The 20365-nt window shown below is 70.6% G+C and carries 22 protein-coding genes; 17 read left to right on the plus strand and 5 right to left on the minus strand.

The window, feature by feature from the left end; translation table 11 throughout:
• Nucleotides 1-79: 79 nt before the first annotated feature.
• Nucleotides 80-475 carry a hypothetical protein gene (locus ABT137_RS02775; protein ID WP_351701347.1) on the plus strand — a complete coding sequence of 132 codons (396 nt, stop codon included), beginning with the start codon at nucleotides 80-82 and terminating at the stop codon, nucleotides 473-475.
• Between the two features lie 74 nt (nucleotides 476-549).
• Entirely contained in the window at nucleotides 550-1374 is an 825-nt protein-coding gene (locus ABT137_RS02780) for an SDR family oxidoreductase (RefSeq protein WP_351701350.1), read from the plus strand.
• Nucleotides 1375-1503: 129 nt separating this feature from the next.
• On the opposite strand, the gene ABT137_RS02785 is transcribed toward ABT137_RS02780, so the two are convergent.
• Together ABT137_RS02785 and ABT137_RS02790 are read right to left on the minus strand one after the other, a co-directional pair.
• Nucleotides 1504-2205, minus strand: a complete 702-nt coding sequence (locus ABT137_RS02785) for a TetR/AcrR family transcriptional regulator (protein WP_089103688.1) — start codon at nucleotides 2203-2205, stop codon at nucleotides 1504-1506.
• 480 nt (nucleotides 2206-2685) lie between these two features.
• On the minus strand, nucleotides 2686-3732 hold the full coding sequence (locus tag ABT137_RS02790; RefSeq protein ID WP_351701354.1) for a cyclase family protein: 1047 nt from the start codon (nucleotides 3730-3732) through the stop codon (nucleotides 2686-2688).
• Nucleotides 3733-3926: 194 nt separating this feature from the next.
• Between ABT137_RS02790 and ABT137_RS02795 the strand changes: the two genes are divergently transcribed.
• Together ABT137_RS02795 and ABT137_RS02800 are read left to right on the plus strand one after the other, a co-directional pair.
• The gene (locus ABT137_RS02795; protein ID WP_089103690.1) at nucleotides 3927-4325 is read left to right on the plus strand and encodes a nuclear transport factor 2 family protein; all 399 of its coding nucleotides are present in this window, start codon (nucleotides 3927-3929) and stop codon (nucleotides 4323-4325) included.
• A 56-nt stretch (nucleotides 4326-4381) separates the two neighbouring features.
• On the plus strand, nucleotides 4382-4774 hold the full coding sequence (locus tag ABT137_RS02800; protein ID WP_089103691.1) for a nuclear transport factor 2 family protein: 393 nt from the start codon (nucleotides 4382-4384) through the stop codon (nucleotides 4772-4774).
• A gap of 193 nt (nucleotides 4775-4967) precedes the next feature.
• Here the strand turns inward: ABT137_RS02800 and ABT137_RS02805 are convergent, their stop codons facing one another.
• Nucleotides 4968-5534 carry a GtrA family protein gene (locus ABT137_RS02805; protein WP_351701359.1) on the minus strand — a complete coding sequence of 189 codons (567 nt, stop codon included), beginning with the start codon at nucleotides 5532-5534 and terminating at the stop codon, nucleotides 4968-4970.
• Between the two features lie 251 nt (nucleotides 5535-5785).
• On the opposite strand from ABT137_RS02805, the gene ABT137_RS02810 reads away from it, so the two are divergent.
• Entirely contained in the window at nucleotides 5786-5986 is a 201-nt protein-coding gene (locus ABT137_RS02810; RefSeq protein WP_351702336.1) for an acyl-CoA-like ligand-binding transcription factor, read from the plus strand.
• Nucleotides 5987-6030: 44 nt separating this feature from the next.
• On the opposite strand, the gene mftG is transcribed toward ABT137_RS02810, so the two are convergent.
• Entirely contained in the window at nucleotides 6031-7605 is a 1575-nt protein-coding gene (mftG, locus tag ABT137_RS02815; RefSeq protein WP_351701362.1) for a mycofactocin dehydrogenase MftG, read from the minus strand.
• Nucleotides 7606-7832: 227 nt separating this feature from the next.
• Here mftG and mftA point away from each other — a divergent pair, with 227 nt between their 5' ends.
• The 10 genes from mftA (at nucleotide 7833) to ABT137_RS02865 (ending at nucleotide 17577) form a co-directional block, all read left to right on the plus strand.
• Complete coding sequence (gene mftA / locus ABT137_RS02820; protein ID WP_351701365.1) at nucleotides 7833-7973, plus strand: mycofactocin precursor MftA; 141 nt, start codon at nucleotides 7833-7835, stop codon at nucleotides 7971-7973.
• A gap of 10 nt (nucleotides 7974-7983) precedes the next feature.
• Nucleotides 7984-8259 carry a mycofactocin biosynthesis chaperone MftB gene (gene mftB, locus ABT137_RS02825; RefSeq protein ID WP_329530381.1) on the plus strand — a complete coding sequence of 92 codons (276 nt, stop codon included), beginning with the start codon at nucleotides 7984-7986 and terminating at the stop codon, nucleotides 8257-8259.
• On the plus strand, nucleotides 8256-9479 hold the full coding sequence (mftC, locus tag ABT137_RS02830; RefSeq protein WP_351701370.1) for a mycofactocin radical SAM maturase: 1224 nt from the start codon (nucleotides 8256-8258) through the stop codon (nucleotides 9477-9479). The genes mftB and mftC overlap by 4 nt, the downstream gene beginning before the upstream one ends.
• 33 nt (nucleotides 9480-9512) lie before the next feature.
• Entirely contained in the window at nucleotides 9513-10748 is a 1236-nt protein-coding gene (gene mftD, locus ABT137_RS02835; protein WP_351701373.1) for a pre-mycofactocin synthase MftD, read from the plus strand.
• A gap of 20 nt (nucleotides 10749-10768) precedes the next feature.
• On the plus strand, nucleotides 10769-11506 hold the full coding sequence (gene mftE, locus ABT137_RS02840; RefSeq protein WP_351701376.1) for a mycofactocin biosynthesis peptidyl-dipeptidase MftE: 738 nt from the start codon (nucleotides 10769-10771) through the stop codon (nucleotides 11504-11506).
• On the plus strand, nucleotides 11503-12888 hold the full coding sequence (gene mftF / locus ABT137_RS02845; protein WP_351701379.1) for a mycofactocin biosynthesis glycosyltransferase MftF: 1386 nt from the start codon (nucleotides 11503-11505) through the stop codon (nucleotides 12886-12888). Before mftE ends, mftF begins: the two co-directional genes overlap by 4 nt.
• A gap of 142 nt (nucleotides 12889-13030) precedes the next feature.
• Nucleotides 13031-14287, plus strand: a complete 1257-nt coding sequence (locus ABT137_RS02850) for an amidohydrolase family protein (RefSeq protein ID WP_351701382.1) — start codon at nucleotides 13031-13033, stop codon at nucleotides 14285-14287.
• 212 nt (nucleotides 14288-14499) lie between these two features.
• Nucleotides 14500-15705 carry a cytochrome P450 gene (locus ABT137_RS02855; RefSeq protein WP_351701385.1) on the plus strand — a complete coding sequence of 402 codons (1206 nt, stop codon included), beginning with the start codon at nucleotides 14500-14502 and terminating at the stop codon, nucleotides 15703-15705.
• Between the two features lie 115 nt (nucleotides 15706-15820).
• A complete protein-coding gene (locus ABT137_RS02860) occupies nucleotides 15821-17293 on the plus strand; it encodes a FadR/GntR family transcriptional regulator (RefSeq protein ID WP_351701387.1) in 1473 nt (490 codons plus the stop codon).
• 95 nt (nucleotides 17294-17388) lie between these two features.
• Entirely contained in the window at nucleotides 17389-17577 is a 189-nt protein-coding gene (locus ABT137_RS02865) for a ferredoxin (RefSeq protein ID WP_089103703.1), read from the plus strand.
• A gap of 59 nt (nucleotides 17578-17636) precedes the next feature.
• Here the strand turns inward: ABT137_RS02865 and ABT137_RS02870 are convergent, their stop codons facing one another.
• Entirely contained in the window at nucleotides 17637-18485 is an 849-nt protein-coding gene (locus ABT137_RS02870; RefSeq protein ID WP_351701391.1) for a VOC family protein, read from the minus strand.
• Nucleotides 18486-18771: 286 nt separating this feature from the next.
• Here ABT137_RS02870 and ABT137_RS02875 point away from each other — a divergent pair, with 286 nt between their 5' ends.
• Both ABT137_RS02875 and ABT137_RS02880 read left to right on the plus strand, forming a co-directional pair.
• On the plus strand, nucleotides 18772-19035 hold the full coding sequence (locus tag ABT137_RS02875; RefSeq protein ID WP_351701394.1) for a carboxymuconolactone decarboxylase family protein: 264 nt from the start codon (nucleotides 18772-18774) through the stop codon (nucleotides 19033-19035).
• 86 nt (nucleotides 19036-19121) lie between these two features.
• The gene (locus ABT137_RS02880) at nucleotides 19122-20360 is read left to right on the plus strand and encodes a cytochrome P450 (protein WP_351701397.1); all 1239 of its coding nucleotides are present in this window, start codon (nucleotides 19122-19124) and stop codon (nucleotides 20358-20360) included.
• The last annotated feature ends 5 nt before the right edge of the window (nucleotides 20361-20365 follow it).

Raw genomic sequence — 20365 nt, forward strand, 5'->3', positions numbered from 1 at the left:
ACTGCGATCCGCTACCCGCGTTCACCCGACCACCGGCTCCACCCACACGCACCGCCCGGTACGAGGAAGGGACACACCCATGACCGCACGCCGCCACCATCGCGTCACTGCCGTCGCCACCGCCGCAGCCGCTGTCGCGCTCACCGCGACACTCGCCGCAGGGTGCGAGTTCGGCGATTCGCCGGACTGCCTCTCCAGCGCCGGCACCGTCGCCGACAGCGTCACCGCCATCCACAGAGCGGGTGCGGACGCGATCGAGGACCCCACGCGGACCCAGGAGTCCATCGACACCATCGAGAAGAATCTCGACAAGATCAACGACAGGACGGACGACAACAAGGTCGCCGATGCGGTCGACGACCTGAACAAGGCCATCGCGAACTACAACAAGGCCATCCTGAACGGCGACACCGACCCGGACAGCAGCAAGATCGACGCGGCGGCCGATCAGCTGAAGGACATCTGCACGTCGTGAACGGGTGCCCCGGACACGGCCGCCTGCGAGACACTCGTCCTCAGTGACAGGTGTCTTTCAATGAGGAGTGACGCATGACCACGGTAGGTATCGCCACCGGCGCCGCCAGCGGGACGGGAGAGGCATGCGCCAGGCGCCTCGCCGACGTGGTGGATGTGCTGTTGCTCGCCGACGGGAACGAAGCGGCGGTGGCCGCGGTCGCGAAGGACCTGTCCGGCCACGGGAAGCGGGCCCTCGTCGAGCCCTTCGCGGTCGATGTCACCGACCGGGAAGACCTCGCCCGGCTCGCCGACCGGGTCAGGGCGGCCGGCACGCTCCGGGCCGTCGCGCACGCCTACAGCATCCCGCCCGAGGAAACCGACTGGCGCCGGATCATCGAGGCCGACTTCGTCGCGGCGGCGCTGCTCACCGAGACGCTCCGGCCACTCGCCACGGCCGGCACGGCGTTCGTCTACCTGGCCTCCGTGTCTCCGCTGATCGCGCACATCGAGCCCGACCCGGCGGTGGCGGCCGTCCTGGACGATCCGTTGCAGGAGGACTTCCTCGACCGTATCCGGGAGGTGGTCGGTCCCGCCGTCGAGGATCCGGCCTGGGCGTACCCGTGGGCCACGTACGGTGTGCACCGCCTGACCCGCGCGGAGGCCGTACGGTTCGGCCCCGTGGGCGCCCGCGTGTGCTCGCTGTCGCCGGGTGCGATCGACACCCCGGAGACTCGGCTGGAGGCGGCACGGTACGCATCGATTCGACAGCTCATCGAGCGCACGCCACTGGGCCGCGTCGGCCGGTACGAGGAGGTCGCCGCCGTCGCGGCTTTCCTGCTGTCGGACGAGGCGAGCTTCGTGAACGGCGTCGACATCGTCGTCGACGGCGGCCTGTGCGCCTCGCTGCGGGACGACTGACGTCGGAGGAGGCGCGCTACGACCGGTGCGGGACGACGCGTCCCGCACCGGCACTTCCGGCGGGCGACGTCGGGGCAGTGACCCGCTTGGGTCGCCGTGCGCTCGGCGGGGCGACCGGCGCGCCTGTCATCAGCCGGCGGTGGCCTCCCACTCGGCCTCGGGGTCGAGTGGCAGCCCGGGCCGGTCGCGCTTGAACTCCTGTGCCTGTTTCTCGACCTTGGGCAGGGCGTGATCAGGCGCGCCGAAGCCGCGGAACAGGGTCGCGCAGTACTCATGGGACAGGAACTGCGCGTCCCACTGCCCGTCCGGCTTCACCCACTGGTACGTGTGGTTGTGCAGGTTGAGGAACTGGAGGGTGGCCAACCGGGGCGACATGGTGCGGAACATGCCCTGCTCCATGGCCTGCGAGAGCAGGTCCGAGATCAACTGCTCGAAGTCGGAACGCTGGGCGAGCAGGGTCTTGAGCTCGTCGCCGCTGAGACTGCGATAGTCGTGTTCGTAGACCCAGATGTGGTCGAGCCGGCGAAAGATGATCGTCAGAAGCGACTCCGACAGCAGACGCAGGCGCAGCAGCGGGTCCATGTCGAGGTCCGCGATCTGCCGCGCGCGGGACAGCAGCGGCCCCATGACCCGCGACTGGATTTCGACCAGCAGGTTCTCTTTCGAGCCGATGTAGTAGTACAGGGCTCCCTTGGCCAGCCCGACCGCGCGCCCCAGGTCGTTGATGGAGGTCGCGGCGTACCCCTGCTGAGCGAACAGGGAAGCCGCGATGTCAATGATCTTCTGGCGTCTGACCTCGAAGCCCGGTCCATGGCCTGGCGGTCGTGGCATGGATTCACTCCCCGCGTGATGTGGCGACATGTCGATGGGGATCGACTCCCGTGCCCACGTCGGATGCCTTTCGGTATATCCGGGGGAAGCGGACCACGGGGCGCCGCTTGCTTTTACTGGACCAATCGGTACATTAAACCATGAAAACCCGTCGTCTCAAGCCCGCACCGCCTGCCGGAGCATGGCAACGGCGCGCCGGGCCCACGGGGCCGGTGCTCCGGCGCGCCGGCATCGGCTCCGGACGCCTGGACGACCTGGCGCAAATGTACCGCCGCAGGTGACGCATCCGACGGTCCGCGGACCGGGTATCCGAACTCCACGAACCCTACAAGGCGACGGAGTTCCCCGGGTTCCCGCATCGGTCGACGGGGCAGTGGATCCGCCGCCGGGATCCGGGCCGCCCCTTGCGCGTCCGCCGTGGGCCCGGCCGCTCGGGCAGGACTGGTCGGGCCCACGGCGGACCCCGGTCGAGTCCGTGGTTCAGACGGTCGCGACCGGTGTCAGCGGACTGCCCTGGGTGCCGGGCAGGTTCAGCGGGGGAGCCGTCAACAGGAACCGGCTGCGGCCGTGCTCGCGCAGCCAGCCGGCCAGCTCGTGCAAGTACCACAGTTCGCCGAGGGGGACGCCCAGCTTGAACAGGCACAGGTGGTGGATCGGCAGCAGCGTGTGCGGACCCTGGGCCTGTGTGACGCCCACGCCTTCGACGGCATAGTTGTCCGCCACCAGCGCCGAGATCTGCGACTCGGTGATCCATTCGAGCAGCGCAGGGTCGTCGGCGTCCAGATAGGCGGCGGTCTGATGGATCGCCACGGGGTCGGGGTTCTTGCCCCAGGCGAGGATCTGGGTGGCGAAACCGGTGTGCAGCAGCAGCATGTCGCCGGGTTCGACGACGACGTTGTCCGCGGCCATGATGTCCTGAAGGGTCTTGAAATTCACCGCCTGGTAGCCCGTGCCCAGGTGGTGTGCCAGGTCGACCAGGACGCCCCGGCCCTGCACGCCGTGCTCCGCCATGTGTTCCAGGCCCAGGTGACGGGCGTGGCTGAGGCTCCCGCTGCCGTCGCCCTTGGCGTCCTCCTGCGGTCCGACGATGTCGGTGCCCGCGCGGTATCCGTTGTAGTAGACGGGCTCGGCCACCCCGTCGCCGTCGGTGTCGAACTCGGCGCCCTGGTGGGCGAGGGCGTCCCACTGGGTCGAGTACTGCAGCCAGAGGGTGACCACGTCGTCGGACCACACGTCGATGAGCTCGGGTGAGATCTGTTCACGTGCGACGACGTTGTAGAAGACGTCCTGCTTGTGCGCCAGGTCCTCGGTGGGCCTCAGAATCGGCGGATAGCGCCGCTGGTTCATGGCCGAGCCGCCGGGATAGTCGAGCGGCAGGCTCAGGCTGAAGCTGATTCCGTGCTCGACCTCGCGCACGCCCTGGAGGACTTTCTCGGAGGTCAGCAGGTTGATGCGGCCCAGCTCGTCGTCGTCACCCCAGTCGCCCCACGTCGAGCCCGGCGGACGCTGCTTCCAACGCTTCGTCACGATTACGCCTCCTTCGGCGACAGTCCCGATGACAGCCGTGGGCATGCTATTCAGATTGTACCGATCGGTCAATGAGTTGGGTTTAATGCGAATGACCTCTCCCTTTTCCCTCTGCGGCAGTAATAGACTGAGTGGTCGAAAGAAGTGGTGGGGTGCTGCTGCCGAGCGCAGGCCCGTCCGACCTTGGAGAGAGAATGAGCGAAGCCGCACAGGCGTGGGTCGCAGAGGGCGTGCGCGCCGTGATCGGGGCCCACGCCCAGGCGCAGGACGCCGGCCGTACCGACGAGGTCGTCGCGTTGTACACGCCCGACGGCGTTCTCGAGGTGCCGGGCATGGATCCCGTCGAGGGTCACGACGGGATCCGGGAGGCCTTCAAGGGCTGGGCCCCGACCCGGCCGCAGCTCCACGTCGTGACCAATACCGTCGTCACCTCCGCCGCCGAGGACGAGGCCACGGCGGTCAGCGACGTGGTCTTCTTCCTGCGCGCGGAGCCGGGCTGGGCACCACAGCTCGTGGGCCGCTACGACGACACCTTCCGCCGCGTCGACGGCACGTGGCTGTTGCACCGTCGCCGGACCACCTACCAGGCCTAGCTTCCCGCCTCGATCCACTCCGCCCATCGAATCCGCCCCGGGAGAGAAGAAGACAGATGACCATTTCCGCCGAAGCAGCCCTGGCCGGTGTACAGACCGCCATCGCCGCCTACGCCCACGCCATCGACGCGGGCCGCACCGAGGCCATCCCCGACCTGTTCACCGAGGACGGCGTCGCCGAGATCACCGGTCAGGGCACCTTCGAGGGCCGGGAGGCCATCGGCAAGGCCTACGCGGCGTTCACGCCGCAGGCTCCGCAGCTGCACCTCGTCGGCAACACCCTCCTGACCTCCCCGCCCGGAGACGAGGTCACCGCCAGCAGCAACCTGGTGTTCTTCGTCCGGGGCGAGGAGGGCTGGGCCGTCCAACTCGTCGGGACCTACGAGGACACCCTGGTCCGCGTGGGTGACGAGTGGAAGTTCCGCAGGCGGGTCACCACCTTCAAGTAGCCCCGAACGCAGAACGGCCGTGCGGCCGGCCCACCACTCGTCCGGATCGGCCGCACGGCAGCGGTGTTCCCTTTGACCGACCCGGCACCGATCGACACCCTGGCGACTCGGCCGGAGGCGGCGCGAGCGAACTCGCTCCACAACGAACCGAGTTCGCCTTGGATCTCGCTCCGCACAGCAGGGCGGGCGGCTGTCAGGAGGGGACGGGGAGCGCGATGGTGCGGGGACTGCGGAGCTGTGTCTCCGGCCCCGCCGGGCGTTCGTGATGTGGCCACACCGCGCCTGTGCGTTTCCGCTCGGCGAAGACCCACAGGCGCAGCACGGCGTATCGCCCGATGCCCGCGAGCCCGGAGGCGCTGAGGTAGACGACCTGCTCCCACATCACCCCGGTGGACGGCCGCACGGTGTGCAGGACGAGCACCGCGGCCGAGGTCAGAGCGTAGGCGGCGGTGGCCGACCCGGCCGACTGCCAGTGCTGCCGCCACCCGGCACGCCGCCCGGTCCCGAAGGTGAAGCGTGCGTGGAGCTCCGTGCACAGGAGGGTCGTCGCGACCGTCACCAGCGCGTTCGCCACCGCCCAGGGCATCGAGAGGGCGAGCAGCGTCACTGCTGGGCCCGAGGCGAGACCGACACCTCCGCCGCACGCCACGAACCGGACGAACGAAGCCAGCGGTCCAGGGCTGTCCGGAGACCGGCGCGTCACCGGCACGAACGACGCTGTCCGTGCCGTCACCGGCTTCGACGAGAGCGTCGGGGGCATGGCGTTTTCCTTCCGGACGGAGCGTTGCGAGCCGCCGTGAGCGGCTGGTTTCCACGATCCCGTCGCCTGCCGATCCGAACGAGGACGTGGGCTCCCCGACCGGAGGTGTAGCCAGCTCCACCGAGGCAGCTGAGGACCGGGCCGAGGACCGGCACGTGTCCCTGCCGACCGGTCGAACCGCCCGGCGAACGCGTGCCCGGCAGGCCGCCCTCAGGACCGTGCATCATGTGCGGTGCTGATGCCGGCGCCGAATCGCCGAGTTCGCCGCGCGCCGCTTGAACCGGCCCGAGTCCGACCTGCTGCCCCGGCTGATCGGCAGTACCGTCCTGGCGGCGTGTGTCGCCGCGTACGAGCAGTGGCTCACCGACGAGGACGCCGACCTGTGCGGCCTGCTGGACCTGGCCATCCGCCAACTCGCCGCCGGATACGGGGAGTCGGCCCTTCGGGCGTAGTGCCGATCACGTCGCGGGGCCGGGTCCGCGGACGCCGGGGCGGCTCAGGCCAGACCGCGCCGCATCGCGTCGGCGACCACCTCGCCGACGAGGACGGCGGTGGCCGCCGGTCCCCGCAACGGGGGCGTCGGCAGGATCGAGGTGTCCGCGACCCGCAGACCGTCGAGGCCGTGCACCCTGCCGTAGGGGTCGACCGCCGCCCGGGGATCGTCCGCGGGGCCCAGGGGGACCGTCCCACAGGTGTGATGCGCGGTACCGAGATGCCCGAGGATCCACTGGTCGAGCAGGAGGTCGTCCTCCAGTACCGGCGCCATCGGCTCGACGAGACCGCCGCAGACCTCCCTGAAGTCACTCGTGTCTGCCAACTCGGCAGTGACGCGGACCGCTTCGCGCATGCGCCGCCGGTCCGCCGCGGTCGCCAGATAGCCGTAGGAGAGGCTCGGAGGTGTCGCGGGATCTGCGGAACGGGTGCGCATCCGGCCGCTCAGCCGCGGTGTCTGCACGGAGACGAGGAACGCCAGAGGCGCGCCGGGCACGGACACCTTCCCGCGGGTCAGCCCGGCCATGGGGACGAGGGACTGCAGGATCTCCAGGTCGCCCGGATGGCTGCCGTCCGAAGAGCTCAGGTGCAGCACTCCGCCGAGCCATGAGCCGGAGGGCGCCACCATGGGGCGCCGGGGCACCCACTCCAGGACCACTTGGGGATGGTCGCCGAACCTGGCTCCGACGGCGGGAGCGTCCCTGACGACGGCGATCCCGAGGGCCTCCAGGTCACGGCGCGGCCCGATGCCCGACAGGTGCAGCAGCTGGGGAGAGCGGAACGCCCCCGCGCAGAGTACGACTTCGCCGCCGCGGAGCATCCTGCGGCGCCCGTGGCGCTCGACCTCCACGCCGGTGGCGCGGTCCCGTTCGACGATGACCCTGTGGACCGTACTGTCTCCTTCCACCCGGAGGTTGGGGCGGTCCAAGGCACCCAGCAGGTAGCTGATGCCGGTGTTGACGCGTACCCCGTCCACGGCGTTGGACGGCACCGGGCCGAACCCCGGCGGATCCTGGGCGTTCTTGTCCGGTTCCGCGGGGAAGCCCAGCCGATGCGCGGCCGCCCGGAACGCGACGGCGGCGGGATGGCGGAGTTCCGTGCGGCGGACGTGTACCGGCCCGCGGCCGCCGTGCAGGGCGTCGGCACCGTGGTCGAGGTCGGTCTCCAGAGCGCGGAGAAACGGAAGCACCCGGTCGTACGACCAGACCGCGCCGCCCACATCCGCCCAGCGTGCGAAGTCGGCCCGCCGGGCACGGACGAAGTACCCGCCGTTGACGGTGGTCGAGCCGCCGAGCCAGCGCCCCCGGACGACCCGGTACGGACGCGTCGGGGTGAGGTGTACGTCGTAGGCCAGGAGGGCCGGGTGACCGGGCTGTGCGCCGGGCACGAGCCGCGCGTCCAGCAACTCGGGCGCGAACGCCCACGAAGTACGCGGCACAGGGCCCGCCTCCAGCACCAGCACGGTGCGGCCGGGGTCCTCGCTCAGCCGTGCCGCGAGAGCGGCCCCGCTGCCGCCGGCGCCCACCACGATGACGTCCGCGCCGTGTGCCTCGTTGTTCCCGTGCTCCGTCCGCCTCATGGACACGTGATTGAAGACGCGCCGGCCTCTGCGCGCGGTGACGTGTCCCGCTGACCGGGACAGCCTCGGGCGCCCGGCGTACCGGTGACCTAGCGTCAGGTGTGCCGGACGGGTCGGCGGTGCGGACCGCCCTGGTTTTGACATCGAGTGCCATTAGCTCGCCCCCGCATCCGGGGGAGAGTCCGCAGCGTGCGACCGCGAAGCCGTAGGAAGCCAGGGAGAGTCGCATGAACGAACTCCGCTCCACCGTGCCCGAAGAGACGGCCTTCGACGCCGAGCACGACCAGGACTGTGCCTCGCCACCGCTCATCGAGGCCGAGGACCTCCTGGAGGAGATCTCCATCGACGGCATGTGCGGCGTCTACTAGGCGTCGCCGGATGACACGGCTGGACCTCGACCGCGCCTGGGACCTGCATCCGCAGGTCTCGGTGCGCCCCGAACCCTTCGGTGCGCTGCTCTACCACTTCGGCACCCGAAGGCTGACCTTCCTCAAGGACCGCCGGCTGCTCGCGGTCGTCCAGCACCTCGCCCACGCCCGGACGGCCCGGGCCGCCTGTCTGGCCGCCGGCGTCGACGAGGGTGAACTGGCCCGGTACGGCAGGGCCCTGGCCGCACTCGCCGACGCGTCGATGCTCGTCGGAAGGATCACATGACCACCGCACCCACGGCCCTCGGGCCCACGCCCCGGACGCCACGGCTGGTCGACCTGTTCGAGCACGGACTCGACGCCCCGATCTGCCTCACCTGGGAGCTGACCTACGCCTGCAACCTGGCCTGCGCCCACTGCCTGTCCAGCTCCGGCCGACGCGACCCCCGGGAGCTGAGCACGGCGGAGGCCAAGGCGGTCATCGACGAACTGGAGGCCATGCAGGTCTTCTACGTCAACATCGGCGGCGGCGAACCCACCGTCCGCCCCGACTTCTGGGAGCTCCTGGACTACGCCACGGCACACCACGTGGGGGTGAAGTTCTCCACCAACGGCGTCCGGATCACTCCGGAAGCCGCCGGGCGTCTCGCCCGCAACGACTACGTGGACGTCCAGATCTCGCTCGACGGCGCGACGGCCGACGTCAACGACGCGGTACGCGGGCCCGGTTCGTACGCCACGGCGCTGCGGGCGCTGAAGCACCTCGCCTCCGCCGGAATGCGCAACTTCAAGATCTCCGTGGTCTGCACCCGGCACAACATCCCCCAGCTCGACGACTTCAAGGCCCTTGCCGACCGCTTCGGAGCCCAGCTGCGCCTGACCCGGCTGCGCCCCTCCGGACGCGGCGCGGACGTCTGGGACGACCTGCACCCGACGGCCGGGCAGCAACGCGAGCTGTACGACTGGCTGCTCGCCCACGGCGACAACGTGCTGACCGGGGACTCCTTCTTCCACCTCTCCGCCTACGGTCAGGCGCTCCCCGGCCTGAACCTGTGCGGTGCCGGGCGGGTCGTCTGCCTGATCGACCCGGTCGGCGACGTGTACGCCTGCCCGTTCGCCATCCACGAGGAGTTCCTCGCCGGCAACGTCCGCGAGACGGGCGGCTTCGCCGCAGTATGGCGGGACTCCGGGCTGTTCCGGCGGCTGCGCGCCCCGCAACACGGCGGAGCCTGCGCCTCCTGCGCGTTCTACGACACCTGCAAGGGCGGATGCATGGCCGCGAAGTTCTTCACCGGCCTTCCGCTGGACGGCCCGGATCCCGAGTGCGTGCAGGGACACGGCGAGCAGCGGCTTGCGGAGGGTCGGGACGGCCGGCCACGCCCGTCCGCGGACCATTCCCGGCGCCCGCGGCCGGTGGACCTCGTCCTCACCCGCCGCGAGGACCCGGCCCGGCCTCCGGTGAGCGACTGCGCCCAGGACCCGCTGGCCGGGCTCCGACTGACCTGAGGACCGGATCTCCGAATCTCCGAGGAGTGGCAGATGCGACGCCGGAACCCCTGGTTCGAATCGGTCGCCGAGGCACAGCGACGGGCCGAGAAGAGACTGCCGAGCACGATCTACGGCGCGCTCGTCGCGGGCTCGGAGCGCGGCCGGACGATCGACGCCAACATCGCGGCCTTCGCCGAACTGGGCTTCGCCCCGCGGCTCGTGGGCCACCACGCGGAGCGCGATCTGTCCACGACCGTGCTGGGCGTACCGACGGCCCTTCCCGTGCTCATCTCACCGACCGGCGTGCAGGCGGTGGACCCGGAAGGAGAGGTGGCCGTGGCCCGCGCCGCAGCCGGGCGGGGCGTCATCATGGGCCTGAGCTCGTTCGCGAGCAAGCCGGTGGAAGAGGTCACCGCCGCCAACCCGAACACCTTCTTCCAGCTGTACTGGAGCGGTACCCGGGACGCGATGGTGCAGCGCATGGACCGGGCCAGGGCGGCGGGCGCCAAGGCGCTGATCGTCACCCTCGACTGGTCCTTCTCCCACGGACGGGACTGGGGGAGCCCGGCCATCCCGGACCGCATCGACTGGAGAACCGCGCTGCGCCTCACCCCCGACGTCCTGCCCCGCCCGGGCTGGCTGTGGAGGTATGCGAGGTCCGGCCGTGTCCCCGACCTCACGGTGCCCAACCTGCGGCCACCCGGCGGCGACGCCCCCACGTTCTTCGGCGCCTACGGCGAGTGGATGCAGACCACGCCGCCGACCTGGGAGGATGTCAGGTGGCTGCGGGAGGAGTGGGGCGGGCCCTTCCTCCTCAAGGGCGTGACCCGGCTGGACGACGCCAAGCGGGCCGTCGACGCCGGCGTGTCGGGCCTGTCGGTGTCCAACCACGGCGGGAACAACCTGGACACCACTCCGGCTGTCATCCGCGTGCTGCCCTCCATCGCGGCAGCGGTCGGCCACCAGGTGGAGGTTTTCCTCGACGGCGGGATACGGCGCGGCGGGGACGTGGCGAAGGCGCTCGCCCTCGGGGCCCGTGCCGTGCTGATCGGCCGTGCCTACCTCTGGGGCCTCGCGGCGAACGGACAGGCGGGCGTCGAGAACGTGCTGGACATCCTGCGCGGCGGGCTCGACTCGGCCGTGCTGGGCCTCGGGCACGCCCGCATCGACGAGGTGGGGCCCGGGGATCTGGTGATACCACCGGGCTTCCCGCTGACCCTGGGCGGCGGGGACCTCCCGGTGCCGCCCGAGGCCGTCCCGGCCCACCTCGAATCACCGGTCGCCTGAGCATGCCGGAGGACACCAGCGTGCGAGACCTCTCGGACGCCGTCTGGCCGGCCGTACCGTCCGGTGCGCTCGTCCTGGTTCCGGTCGGGTCCACCGAACAGCACGGCCCGCACCTGCCGCTGGACACCGACACCGTGGTCGCCCACGCGGTCGCCCGGCGGACGGCCGACGCCCTGGCCGGCGGACCGTACGGCCAACCGCTGGTGGCACCGCCGCTCGCATACGGCGCCAGCGGCGAACACGCGGACTTCCCGGGCACCGTCTCGATCGGGCACGAGGCGCTGCACGCGGTGATCGTGGAGCTGGCGCGCTCGCTGTTCCTGTGGGCGGGCCGCGTCGTGTTCGTCAACGGACACGGCGGCAACACGGCCACCCTCGACAGGGCCGTCGGTCTGCTGCGTGCCGAGGGCTACGACGCCGCCTGGACCTGCTCCGAGGTACCGGGCGGCGACGCGCACGCCGGCCGGGCGGAGACCGCACTGCTGCTGTACCTGACACCCGACCGGGTACGCCTCGACGACGCCGTCGCCGGTGACACGCGGCCGCTCTCCGTCCTCCTGCCGGAGCTGATGGCCCGGGGCGTCCGCGCGGTCTCCTCCTCCGGTGTGCTCGGCGATCCCGCCGGTGCCTCGGCCGAGGAGGGCCGCCGGGCGCTGGAGGCGCTGGTGTCCGCGACCGTCGGCCGGATCGGCGCGTGGACCTGCGACGACCGGGGCCGTCTCGGCGATCCGACCCGTCCGGAGGCCGTAGGCCCATGACGCTTCCCATCGGATCCGTGGTCCAACTGGACCGGCACACCCGGGTGATCGACGGGGGCAGGGCTCTCCTGGGCGGGTTCCCGACCCGGCTGCTGCGGCTGACACCGCGGGCCCGGCGGCTCCTCGTGGACCGGACAATCCCCGTACGGGACACGGCGAGCGCGCTGCTCGCGGACCGGCTGCTGGCGTGCGGCATGGCCCACCCCGTGGCCGCATCGCTGCCCGCACCCCCGGACCCCCGCTGCACGGTCGTGATCCCGGTCCGGGACCGCCCACGCCAACTGGACCGGCTGCTGCGGAGCATCGGCACGGACCATCCGGTGATCGTGGTGGACGACGCCTCACGGCACCCGGCGGCCGTGGCCGCCGTCGCCGCCCGGCACGATGCCCGGCTGGTCGCCCTGACCGCGAACGTCGGACCCGCCGGCGCCCGCAACGCCGGGCTCCGGCTCGTCACCACCCCGTATGTGGTCTTCGCCGACTCGGACATCGTGCTCGACGCCGACACGGTCCCGACCCTGCTGCGGCACTTCGCCGATCCCCGGGTCGCCATGGCCGTACCGCGCATCACCGGCCTGCCCAACGCCGCCACGACCTGGATCGAACGGTACGAGAACGGCCGGTCCTCCCTCGACCTCGGCGCACATCCGGCGCCGGTCCGCCCCGGCTCGCCCGTGTCCTGGGCGTCCTCGGCCTGCGTGGTGGCGCGGGTGGACATGCTGGGGGAGGGCTTCGACGACGGCATGCAGGTGGGGGAGGACGTCGACCTGTGCTGGCGGCTGGTCGACGCGGGGCTGCGAGTGCGCTACGAGCCGGTGGTCCGGGCCGCCCACGAGCACCGCGTACGCGTAGGGGACTGGCTCCGGCGCAAGGCCGTGTACGGCACCGGGGCCCAGCCCCTCGCCGAGCGCCACCCGGACTTCATCGCTCCCGCCGTGTTCGCCCCGTGGAGCCTGGTGCTCGTCACCGCGCTGCTCGCCCAGCGCCGTTGGTCGGTGCCGGCCGCGGGGGCCGTCCTGGGGGTGGTCACCGTGCGCATCGCCCACAAGCTGGACGGCACCCGGCATCCGTACCGGCTCGCCGTGCGGCTCACCGCCAACGGCGCTCTCGGCACCTTGTCGCAGGCCTCCGCGCTGCTGACCCGCCACTGGTGGCCTCTCACGGTCGTCGGCTGCACGATGTCCCGCCGGGTGCGCAGAGCCACGGCGGTGGCGGCTCTGGCCGACGTGGCACTGGAGTACCGGCACGAACAGGTTCCTCTCGACCCCCTCCGCTACGCCGTCGCCCGCCGTCTGGACGACCTCGCCTACGGAGCCGGCGTATGGCTCTCGGCCCTGCGAGGCCGCTCCACCGGCGCGCTGCGGCCGCGCGTCACCCGCTGACGCGACGTCGACGCGACATTCCGTACCCTCAATTATTGACTCGACCGATCGGTACAGTTAACTTCGTAGGCAAGCCCGGGTGAGTCCTGCAGCGAACGACGAGGTTCGAAAAGGGGTACTTCCTGTGTTCAAGGAATTTGTCGTGTCCGGTGACTCGCACATCATCGAGCCGGTCGATCTCTTCAAGACCCGGCTGCCCAAGCACCTCCGTGAACGAGCTCTGTGGGAAGAGGAGTTCACCCTGGACGAGCCGATCGTCCCGGGCGGTCACACGGAGTTCAAGAAGCTCCACACCATCGGATTCGACGGCTGGACCATCTCCAAGTACCGCCAGCACGGCGGGGAGACGCCGGACGGCGAGCCGGAGCACATCATCCGCGACATGGACCTCGACGGCGTCGACGCGTCGGTCATGTTCCCCAACCTCTCGCTGTTCGTCCTGTTCACCGACGACCACGAACTGTCGATGGCTCACGCGCGCGTGTGGAACGACTACATCGCCGAGCGCTACCTCCCGCACCGGGACCGCCTGCGCCCCACGGCGGCGATCCCGCTCACCCGCATCCCCGACGCGGTCGCCGAGATCGAGCGGTGCGCCCGGCTGGGGATCGGCGCGATCCTGCTGCCCGACATCCCGCCGGTGCCCTACTGGTCGCCGGAGTACGACCCGGTGTGGGCCGCGGCCCAGGCGAACGGGATGCCGGTGTTCTTCCATGTCGCCACCGGCGGGGTCAAGGTCAGGGAGAACGTCTCGGAGACCGCGGTCACGGTCCGGGGCCTGATGACCTCCATGAACATGGGCAAGGGCCAGCTGACCGACGCCATGGTGGCGAGCCGCACCATGAGCGCCGGGGGCGGCGGGGCGGCCGGTCCGCAGGGGATCATCGCCGACCTGGTGGCCGGCGGCGCCTGCGAACGCTTCCCCGACCTGCACTTCAACCTCATCGAGTACAGCGCCGGCTGGCTGGTCTCCTACATGGGGTTCATGGACAAACTCTGGAAGACCGGCACCGGCCAGGACCCCGACTGGTGGCTCGGCTTCTGGGACGACTCGCGCTCGCCGAAGGAACAGCCGGCGATGGGACGGCTGTTCGCCGTGAACAGCCGCTGGCCGCACCCGCTCAAGCCCAGCGAGTACGTCCGGCGCCAGATCCATGTGCAGTTCGCCGACGACCCCACAGCGGTCAAGGCCCGCCACATCACCGGCCTGTCGACGATCATGTGGGGCAACGACTACCCGCACGCGGAGGGCACCTTCCGCAGCAGCGCCGACTGCGTCGCCGAGAACTTCGTGGACGTCCCCGACGCGGACCGTGCGGCGATCCTGGGCGGCACGCTCGCCGGGATCGTGGGCTTCGACGCGAGCCGGAAACTGGCCCCCGTCCCGCAGGGCACCTGAACCGCGACCGAGTGACGGACCGGCCTCGGAGCGACCGGGCTGCGGGGCCGGCTTTGCAGACGGCCCCGCTCCCCCGGAGAAGTCAGCCTACCCAAGCATCCCTAAAAAAGTACACTCATTAGGGCCGAAGACCGGTCTTGCCGGGGACGAGCTGATCGCGTTCGGGATCGACAGCGAGGCGCTCAGACGAACGTACGACGAGAGGAGTCGCGATGACCACGACACTCGAACCCGACGGAACCCACGACGGTGTCGCCGCCTACCACTTCGACAACCGGCTCGGCGGGCCGGTGCTCAGCCATCAGAACCGCTGGGACGAGATGGCCGCCGCGCACTCGGGCTTCCGCAGCACCGTCGCCCGCGGCCACTGGGTCGTCACGGACGGCCCGGCGGTGCAGAAGGCGCTCCAGGACTGGCGCACCTTCTCCAACAAGTCGGTGACGGCGCTCGATCCGGATCCGACGTTCCTGTGGATCCCCGAGATGCTGGACCCGCCCGTGCACACCGTGTGGCGGCGGCTGCTCGGCCACTACTTCTCCCCGAAGACCGTCGCGGCCCGCGAGCCGGAGATCCGCAGGGTCGCGGGCGATCTGATCGACGCGCTGAAGGAGCGTGGCGGCGCCGACGTCCTCGACGAGTTCGCGCGCCGTTTCCCGACCCTGATCTTCATGCGCCTGATGGGGCTGCCCGAGGAGGATCTGCCCACCTTCCTGGACTGGGTGCACGAACTGCTGCACCTCTCCCACAGCGAGGACCCGGACGGCAGCAGGCGGCTGTCCGCCATGCGAGCGGTGTCGGCGTACTTCGAGGAACAGATCGCGCTACGCCGTTCGGCCCCGCGCGACGACCTGCTCTCCCACGCCATGACCTGGACCGTCGACGGCACACCGATCAACGACCGGGACATGCACGCCTTCTGCATCCTCCTCTTCCAGGCCGGCCTGGACACGGTCCCGATCTCCATCGGCTGGGCGCTGTACCACTTCGCGACGCATCCGGAGCAGCGCCGGGAGATCGTCGCCGACCCCTCGCTCATCGCCACCGGCGTGGAGGAGACCCTCCGGGTCTACTCCTTCGTCGTCCCGGCGCGGAAGGCGACGCGGGACGTCGAGGTCGGCGGCTGTCCGGTGCGGGCGGGCGAGATGGTGATGCTCCCGCTGGCGGTCACCAACCGCGATCCCGACCGGTTCGACAACCCGAGCGAAGTGGACCTGCGTCGCAAGGCCGTCAACCACATCGCGTTCGGCTCGGGCCCCCATCGCTGCCTGGGTTCGCACCTCGCCCGCCTCGAACTCAACGTGGCGGTCGAGGAGTGGCACCGCCGCATCCCCGACTACCGGATCGCGCCCGGTCAGGATCTCTGGCAGCACGGCAACATGTACGGCATCAAGTCGCTCCGCCTGGAGTGGCGTGGCTGAGCGGGCTCGCGGTGCGGCCGCGAAATGAGGGCACTCCATTTGTGGCACCGTCTCGTTCCTCCGGCGTGGTGACGCATAGACTCGGGAGCTGCGAGAGCCACCGGAGGAGTGACCCATGGCGACTGCCGTCGATCGCGAGTTCGCCGACGGCGAGACCCCTGCCGCGGTCGGCAAACTCGCCGCGCAGACCGCACTGCGTATCGAGGCCACCGTGATCCGCCGGGGCTGGCCCGTCGGCGAGTCACTGGGCTCCGAAGCGGACCTGCGGGAACGCCTGGACGTGAGCCGTGCCGTACTGCGCGAGGCCGTGCGGCTGGTCGAGCACCATCAGGTCGCGAGGATGCGGCGCGGCCCGGGCGGCGGGCTGATCGTCCGTGCCCCCGACGCCGGACCCGCGACCCGGGCCGTGGTGATCTATCTCGAGTACGTCGGCACCAGCGTCACGGACCTGCTCCAGGCCCGCCGGCTGCTGGAGCCCATCGCGGCGGGACTCGCGGCCGGGCGCCTCACCGAGGACGGGATCGCCACCCTGCGAACGGCGCTCGACGACGAACTCGCCCACCTGGACGACCCGTCGGTCCACTCGCAGGAACCACTCCACCCGATGCTCGGCGAGCTGTCGGGCAATCCCGTGCTGCACCTGTTCATCGACGTTCTCACCCGCCTCACCGCCCGGTACGCGCACACCTCCCGCTGGCTCTCCAGGGCGGAGACGCGCGCGGCGAAGGAGTTCTCGCACCGGGAGCATCGCGCGGTCGTCGACGCCGTGATCGCCGACGACGGTGCCCGCGCCCAGACGGAACTCACCGCGCACCTGGAGTCGGTGACCGCCTGGGTCGCGAAGCACCGCGTGCGCCGCGGCCGGCGCGTCGAGGGGAACGTCGTCGAACCCGAACCGGTCGAGGGCCCGAGGGCCAAGCTCGCCGAGGTCGTGGCGGCCCGGATCCACGACGACATCGCCGCGCGGGGCCGGCGGATCGGGACGGTGCTCGGTTCGGAGGCGGACCTGTTGGCCAGGTACGGCGTCAGCAGGGCCGTGCTGCGCGAGGCCGTCCGGCTCCTCGAATACCACTCGGTCGCCCGGATGCGCCGGGGCCCGGGCGGCGGGCTGATCGTCACGGAGCCCGACCCCCGGGCCAGTGTCGACACGATGGCGCTCTTCCTCGAATACCAGGGCGTCACGGCCGACGACCTGCGGATCGTCCGCAACGCCATCGAACTCGGCGTCGTCGCCAGGGTGACCGCCCGGCACGCCGAGGGCGACCCGGAGGTCGCCGAGCGTCTGTCGAGGGCCGTGCGGTGGACCACGGACGGCCCGGCCGGAGAGCCCCGCAAGGCCGACCTCTTCCACTCCGAACTGGCGGACCTGGCCGGCAACCCGGTGCTGTCGCTCTTCCTCGACATCATCACCGAACTGTTCCGCCGGCACGCGTCCGGCCACGACCGCCCCCTGCCCGGTGACACGGCCGCCGACGAGGTGCGCCACGTCCACCAGCGCATCCTCGACGCGATCCTGCAGGGAGACGCCGGGGTGGCACGGCACCGCATGCGCCGTCACCTGGACGCGCTCATGCCCTGGTGGCACTGATCCCGACGCCCGCCTCGACCCTCGGCCCCCGTCCCTTCGCCCGATAAATAAGTATCCTGAATATCGAAGCAAGCCCGGTAGAACGGAGTAGCTGAGTGAAGATCACCATCGATGCGGCGCAGTGCTCCGGGCACGCGCGATGCGCGGCAGCGGCGCCCGGACTCTTCCGTCTCGACGACGACGGTTATGCACTGCCCTACGACGGAGACGTCCCCGAGGACCTGGAAGAGGCAGCCCGGGACGGAGAGTCGGCCTGCCCGGAACGGGCGATCACCACAGGGTGACGCCGTGAACGCACGAGCCCCACGGCCTCGGGCCGTGGGGCTCGCGCATGTCCGGTCGCTCAGCCGGCCGGCTGCGGCGGCGGCGTGAAGTGGTGCCCCCAGAACGCGCCGTCGGTGATCTCGTAGACGGGGACCGGCTCCGGCACCTTCAGGCCGTTCCAGCCGAACTCCACGGCATAGTTCTCCGGTGACCACACGTAGAACGACACCATGTGGTCGTTCGTGTGCTTGCCGAGGCTGTGCATCATCGGCACCTCGTACGTGCCGGCCCGGTCCAGGGCGCGTCCGACGTCGTCCAGCGTCGCCGCCTCGACCATGAAGTGCAGCAGGCGCCCGGGGCCCGGCATCGGGGTGACGCCGAGGGTGTGGTGCCGGGGATTGCAGCCCATGAACCAGGTCGTGCCGCCCGGCGAGCGCATGGTGTTCCGCTCGATGAAGCCGAGCACGTTGACGTAGAACTCGAACGTGGTCCGTGCGTCCTCGGCGGACACGATCGCGTGCCCGAACCCCATGTCCCCGGTGACGAACTTCGACACCAGCGGGGTGTGCACGGGCACGTGGTCGAGGACGGTGCCGTAGAAGAGCTCGACCGGGTTGCCGCCGGGGTCGTTGAACTTGACGAACCCGGTGACCTTCCGGTCCGCCGCCTCGGCCTCGGTGCCGGGCGTCACCTTGATCCCGGCCTTCTCGACGTCCGCGACCAGGCGTTCGAGCTCCCGCTCGTCCAGGACCTCGAAACCGATCGCCGTCATTCCGGGCTGGGCGCCCGGGGAGACGACGATACGAGCCGGGTAGTCGTCCATCCGGAAGGACAGCGACTCGGAGCCGCCGCCCTCGACCGGCATGAGCCCGAGGAAGTCGGCTCCGAAAGCCTTCCACTTCTCGATGTCGTTGGACTCGAGCCTCAAGTACCCGAGCGAATGAACTCCCATCCGACTCTCCCCTTCACGCTGGTCAGTCCGGGGCGGCCAGGGCCCCGGTTCCTCCATGTGCGCGACGGTAGGCGCTTCGGTGTGCCCACCGCCCGGGGTCGTCCCACTGACCGGGAGAGACGGGAACGATCGACAGCGGCCGAGTGGGACCGGTCCGGCCCGCGAGGATCCGTCCGTTGTGCCATCCACGAGGTGTTTATTGTATCGACCGGCTATTCTATTTTTCGCTCGAGGATGCGAAGCCGCGCAACGGGAGCGAGTCATGACCGACAAGGGCCTCACCAGTGTCCGGGGGTCGTTGTGGGCTCGCGAGGGACTGGCCCCGCGCGATCGGAGCCTGGTCACCCTGGGCATCCTCATCGCCCTGGGGGCGGAGAGCGAGCTGAAGACCTACGTCCGTGTCGCGCTGACCAACGGACTGACACGGGACGAGATCGCGGAGGTCGTCTACCACTCCAGCGGCTACACCGGCTTCCCGCGTGCGGTGGCCGCCCGTACCGCCGCTCGCGAGGCGCTGGAGGACTGACCTGGCCGTCCGTCCGCGTGGCGGAACAGCCGCCGTCCCGCCCCCGATTTTCCCCCATCCCCCCACTCCCACCTGGAGGAAAGACCATGGCCGAGGCCGACACCAAACCCGCCCTCGACGAACGGATCTACGACTACCAGGACGACCGGGACGCCAAGTGCCCGTTCGCCCCGCCGCCCGGACTGCGCGCTCTGAACGAGAAGGCTCCCGTGACCCGCGGCCGGATCTGGGACGGCAGCACCCCCTGGCTGGTCACGGGGCACGCCGCCCAGCGCGCGATACTCTCCGACCCACGGGTGAGCTCGGACGACAAACAGCCCGGATTCCCGCTGCCCAACCGGGCGATGGCCGAGAACGTCCACCACCATCCGCTGACCATCTTCAACGCGGACGGCGAGGACCACAGCCGCATCCGCCGCATGATGACCCGGCCGTTCACCCGACCGCGGATGGAGGCACTGCGGCCGGAGATCCAGCGGTTCACCGACGAGCTGATCGACAAGATGCTGGCCGGTCCCAAGCCGGTGGACCTGGTGACCGCGCTGTCGCTGCCGCTGCCCTCGCTGATGATCTGCGCGCTGCTCGGAGTGCCGTACGAGGACCACGACTTCTTCCAGGAGCACGCCTCCTTCGCCACCCGCAGCGACAAGACCGCCGAGGACGACCGGCGGGCCAACGAGGCGCTCGGCGGATACCTGGCGGCGCTGCTTCAGACGAAGATGGAGAACCCCGGCGACGACGTGCTCTCGGACTTCGCCGCGCGGATCAAGGACGGCGACCTCACCCTTCCCGAGGCGACCCTGCTCTCGATGATCCTGCTGATCGCCGGGCACGAGACCAGCGCCAACATGATCACGCTGGGCACCGCCCTGCTGCTCGAAAACTCCGGGCAGCTGGCCCGCTTGCGGGAGATCGACGACACGAAGGCCGTCGCGGGCGCGGTCGAGGAGATCCTGCGCTATCTGACCGTCGCCCAGTTCGGACAACGGCGGATCGCCAAGGTGGACTTCGAGTTCGAGGGCGTGCGCATCGAGGCCGGCGACGGCATCGTCGTCCCGCTGCCCGCCGGGAACTGGGACCCGACGGCGTTCCCCGAGCCGGAGAAGCTGGACCTCGACCGCAAGGCGAGCCACCACCACGCCTTCGGCTGGGGCATCCACCAGTGCCTCGGCCAGCAGCTCGCCCGGATCGAGCTCCAGGTCGTCTACGGCACCCTCTACCGCCGCGTCCCGACCCTGCGTCTCGCGGTCGACCGGGAGGAACTCGCCTTCCGGCCGGCCGACTCGCTCGCCTTCGGCATCAAGGAGCTGCCGGTCACCTGGTAGCCGGG

The sequence above is a fragment of the Streptomyces sp. NPDC001980 genome, from assembly GCF_040296885.1.
Lineage (GTDB): Bacteria > Actinomycetota > Actinomycetes > Streptomycetales > Streptomycetaceae > Streptomyces.

Coding starts and splice junctions, on each gene's coding strand:
- ABT137_RS02860 (WP_351701387.1), top strand. CDS start 15,821: ATGGCGACTGCCGTCGATCGCGAGTTCGCCGACGGCGAGACCCCTGCC.
- ABT137_RS02780 (WP_351701350.1), top strand. CDS start 550: ATGACCACGGTAGGTATCGCCACCGGCGCCGCCAGCGGGACGGGAGAG.
- mftF (WP_351701379.1), top strand. CDS start 11,503: ATGACGCTTCCCATCGGATCCGTGGTCCAACTGGACCGGCACACCCGG.
- mftD (WP_351701373.1), top strand. CDS start 9,513: ATGCGACGCCGGAACCCCTGGTTCGAATCGGTCGCCGAGGCACAGCGA.
- ABT137_RS02800 (WP_089103691.1), top strand. CDS start 4,382: ATGACCATTTCCGCCGAAGCAGCCCTGGCCGGTGTACAGACCGCCATC.
- mftG (WP_351701362.1), bottom strand. CDS start 7,605: ATGAGGCGGACGGAGCACGGGAACAACGAGGCACACGGCGCGGACGTC.
- ABT137_RS02855 (WP_351701385.1), top strand. CDS start 14,500: ATGACCACGACACTCGAACCCGACGGAACCCACGACGGTGTCGCCGCC.
- ABT137_RS02805 (WP_351701359.1), bottom strand. CDS start 5,534: ATGCCCCCGACGCTCTCGTCGAAGCCGGTGACGGCACGGACAGCGTCG.
- ABT137_RS02795 (WP_089103690.1), top strand. CDS start 3,927: ATGAGCGAAGCCGCACAGGCGTGGGTCGCAGAGGGCGTGCGCGCCGTG.
- mftA (WP_351701365.1), top strand. CDS start 7,833: ATGAACGAACTCCGCTCCACCGTGCCCGAAGAGACGGCCTTCGACGCC.
- ABT137_RS02775 (WP_351701347.1), top strand. CDS start 80: ATGACCGCACGCCGCCACCATCGCGTCACTGCCGTCGCCACCGCCGCA.
- mftC (WP_351701370.1), top strand. CDS start 8,256: ATGACCACCGCACCCACGGCCCTCGGGCCCACGCCCCGGACGCCACGG.
- mftB (WP_329530381.1), top strand. CDS start 7,984: ATGACACGGCTGGACCTCGACCGCGCCTGGGACCTGCATCCGCAGGTC.
- ABT137_RS02785 (WP_089103688.1), bottom strand. CDS start 2,205: ATGCCACGACCGCCAGGCCATGGACCGGGCTTCGAGGTCAGACGCCAG.
- ABT137_RS02880 (WP_351701397.1), top strand. CDS start 19,122: ATGGCCGAGGCCGACACCAAACCCGCCCTCGACGAACGGATCTACGAC.
- ABT137_RS02875 (WP_351701394.1), top strand. CDS start 18,772: ATGACCGACAAGGGCCTCACCAGTGTCCGGGGGTCGTTGTGGGCTCGC.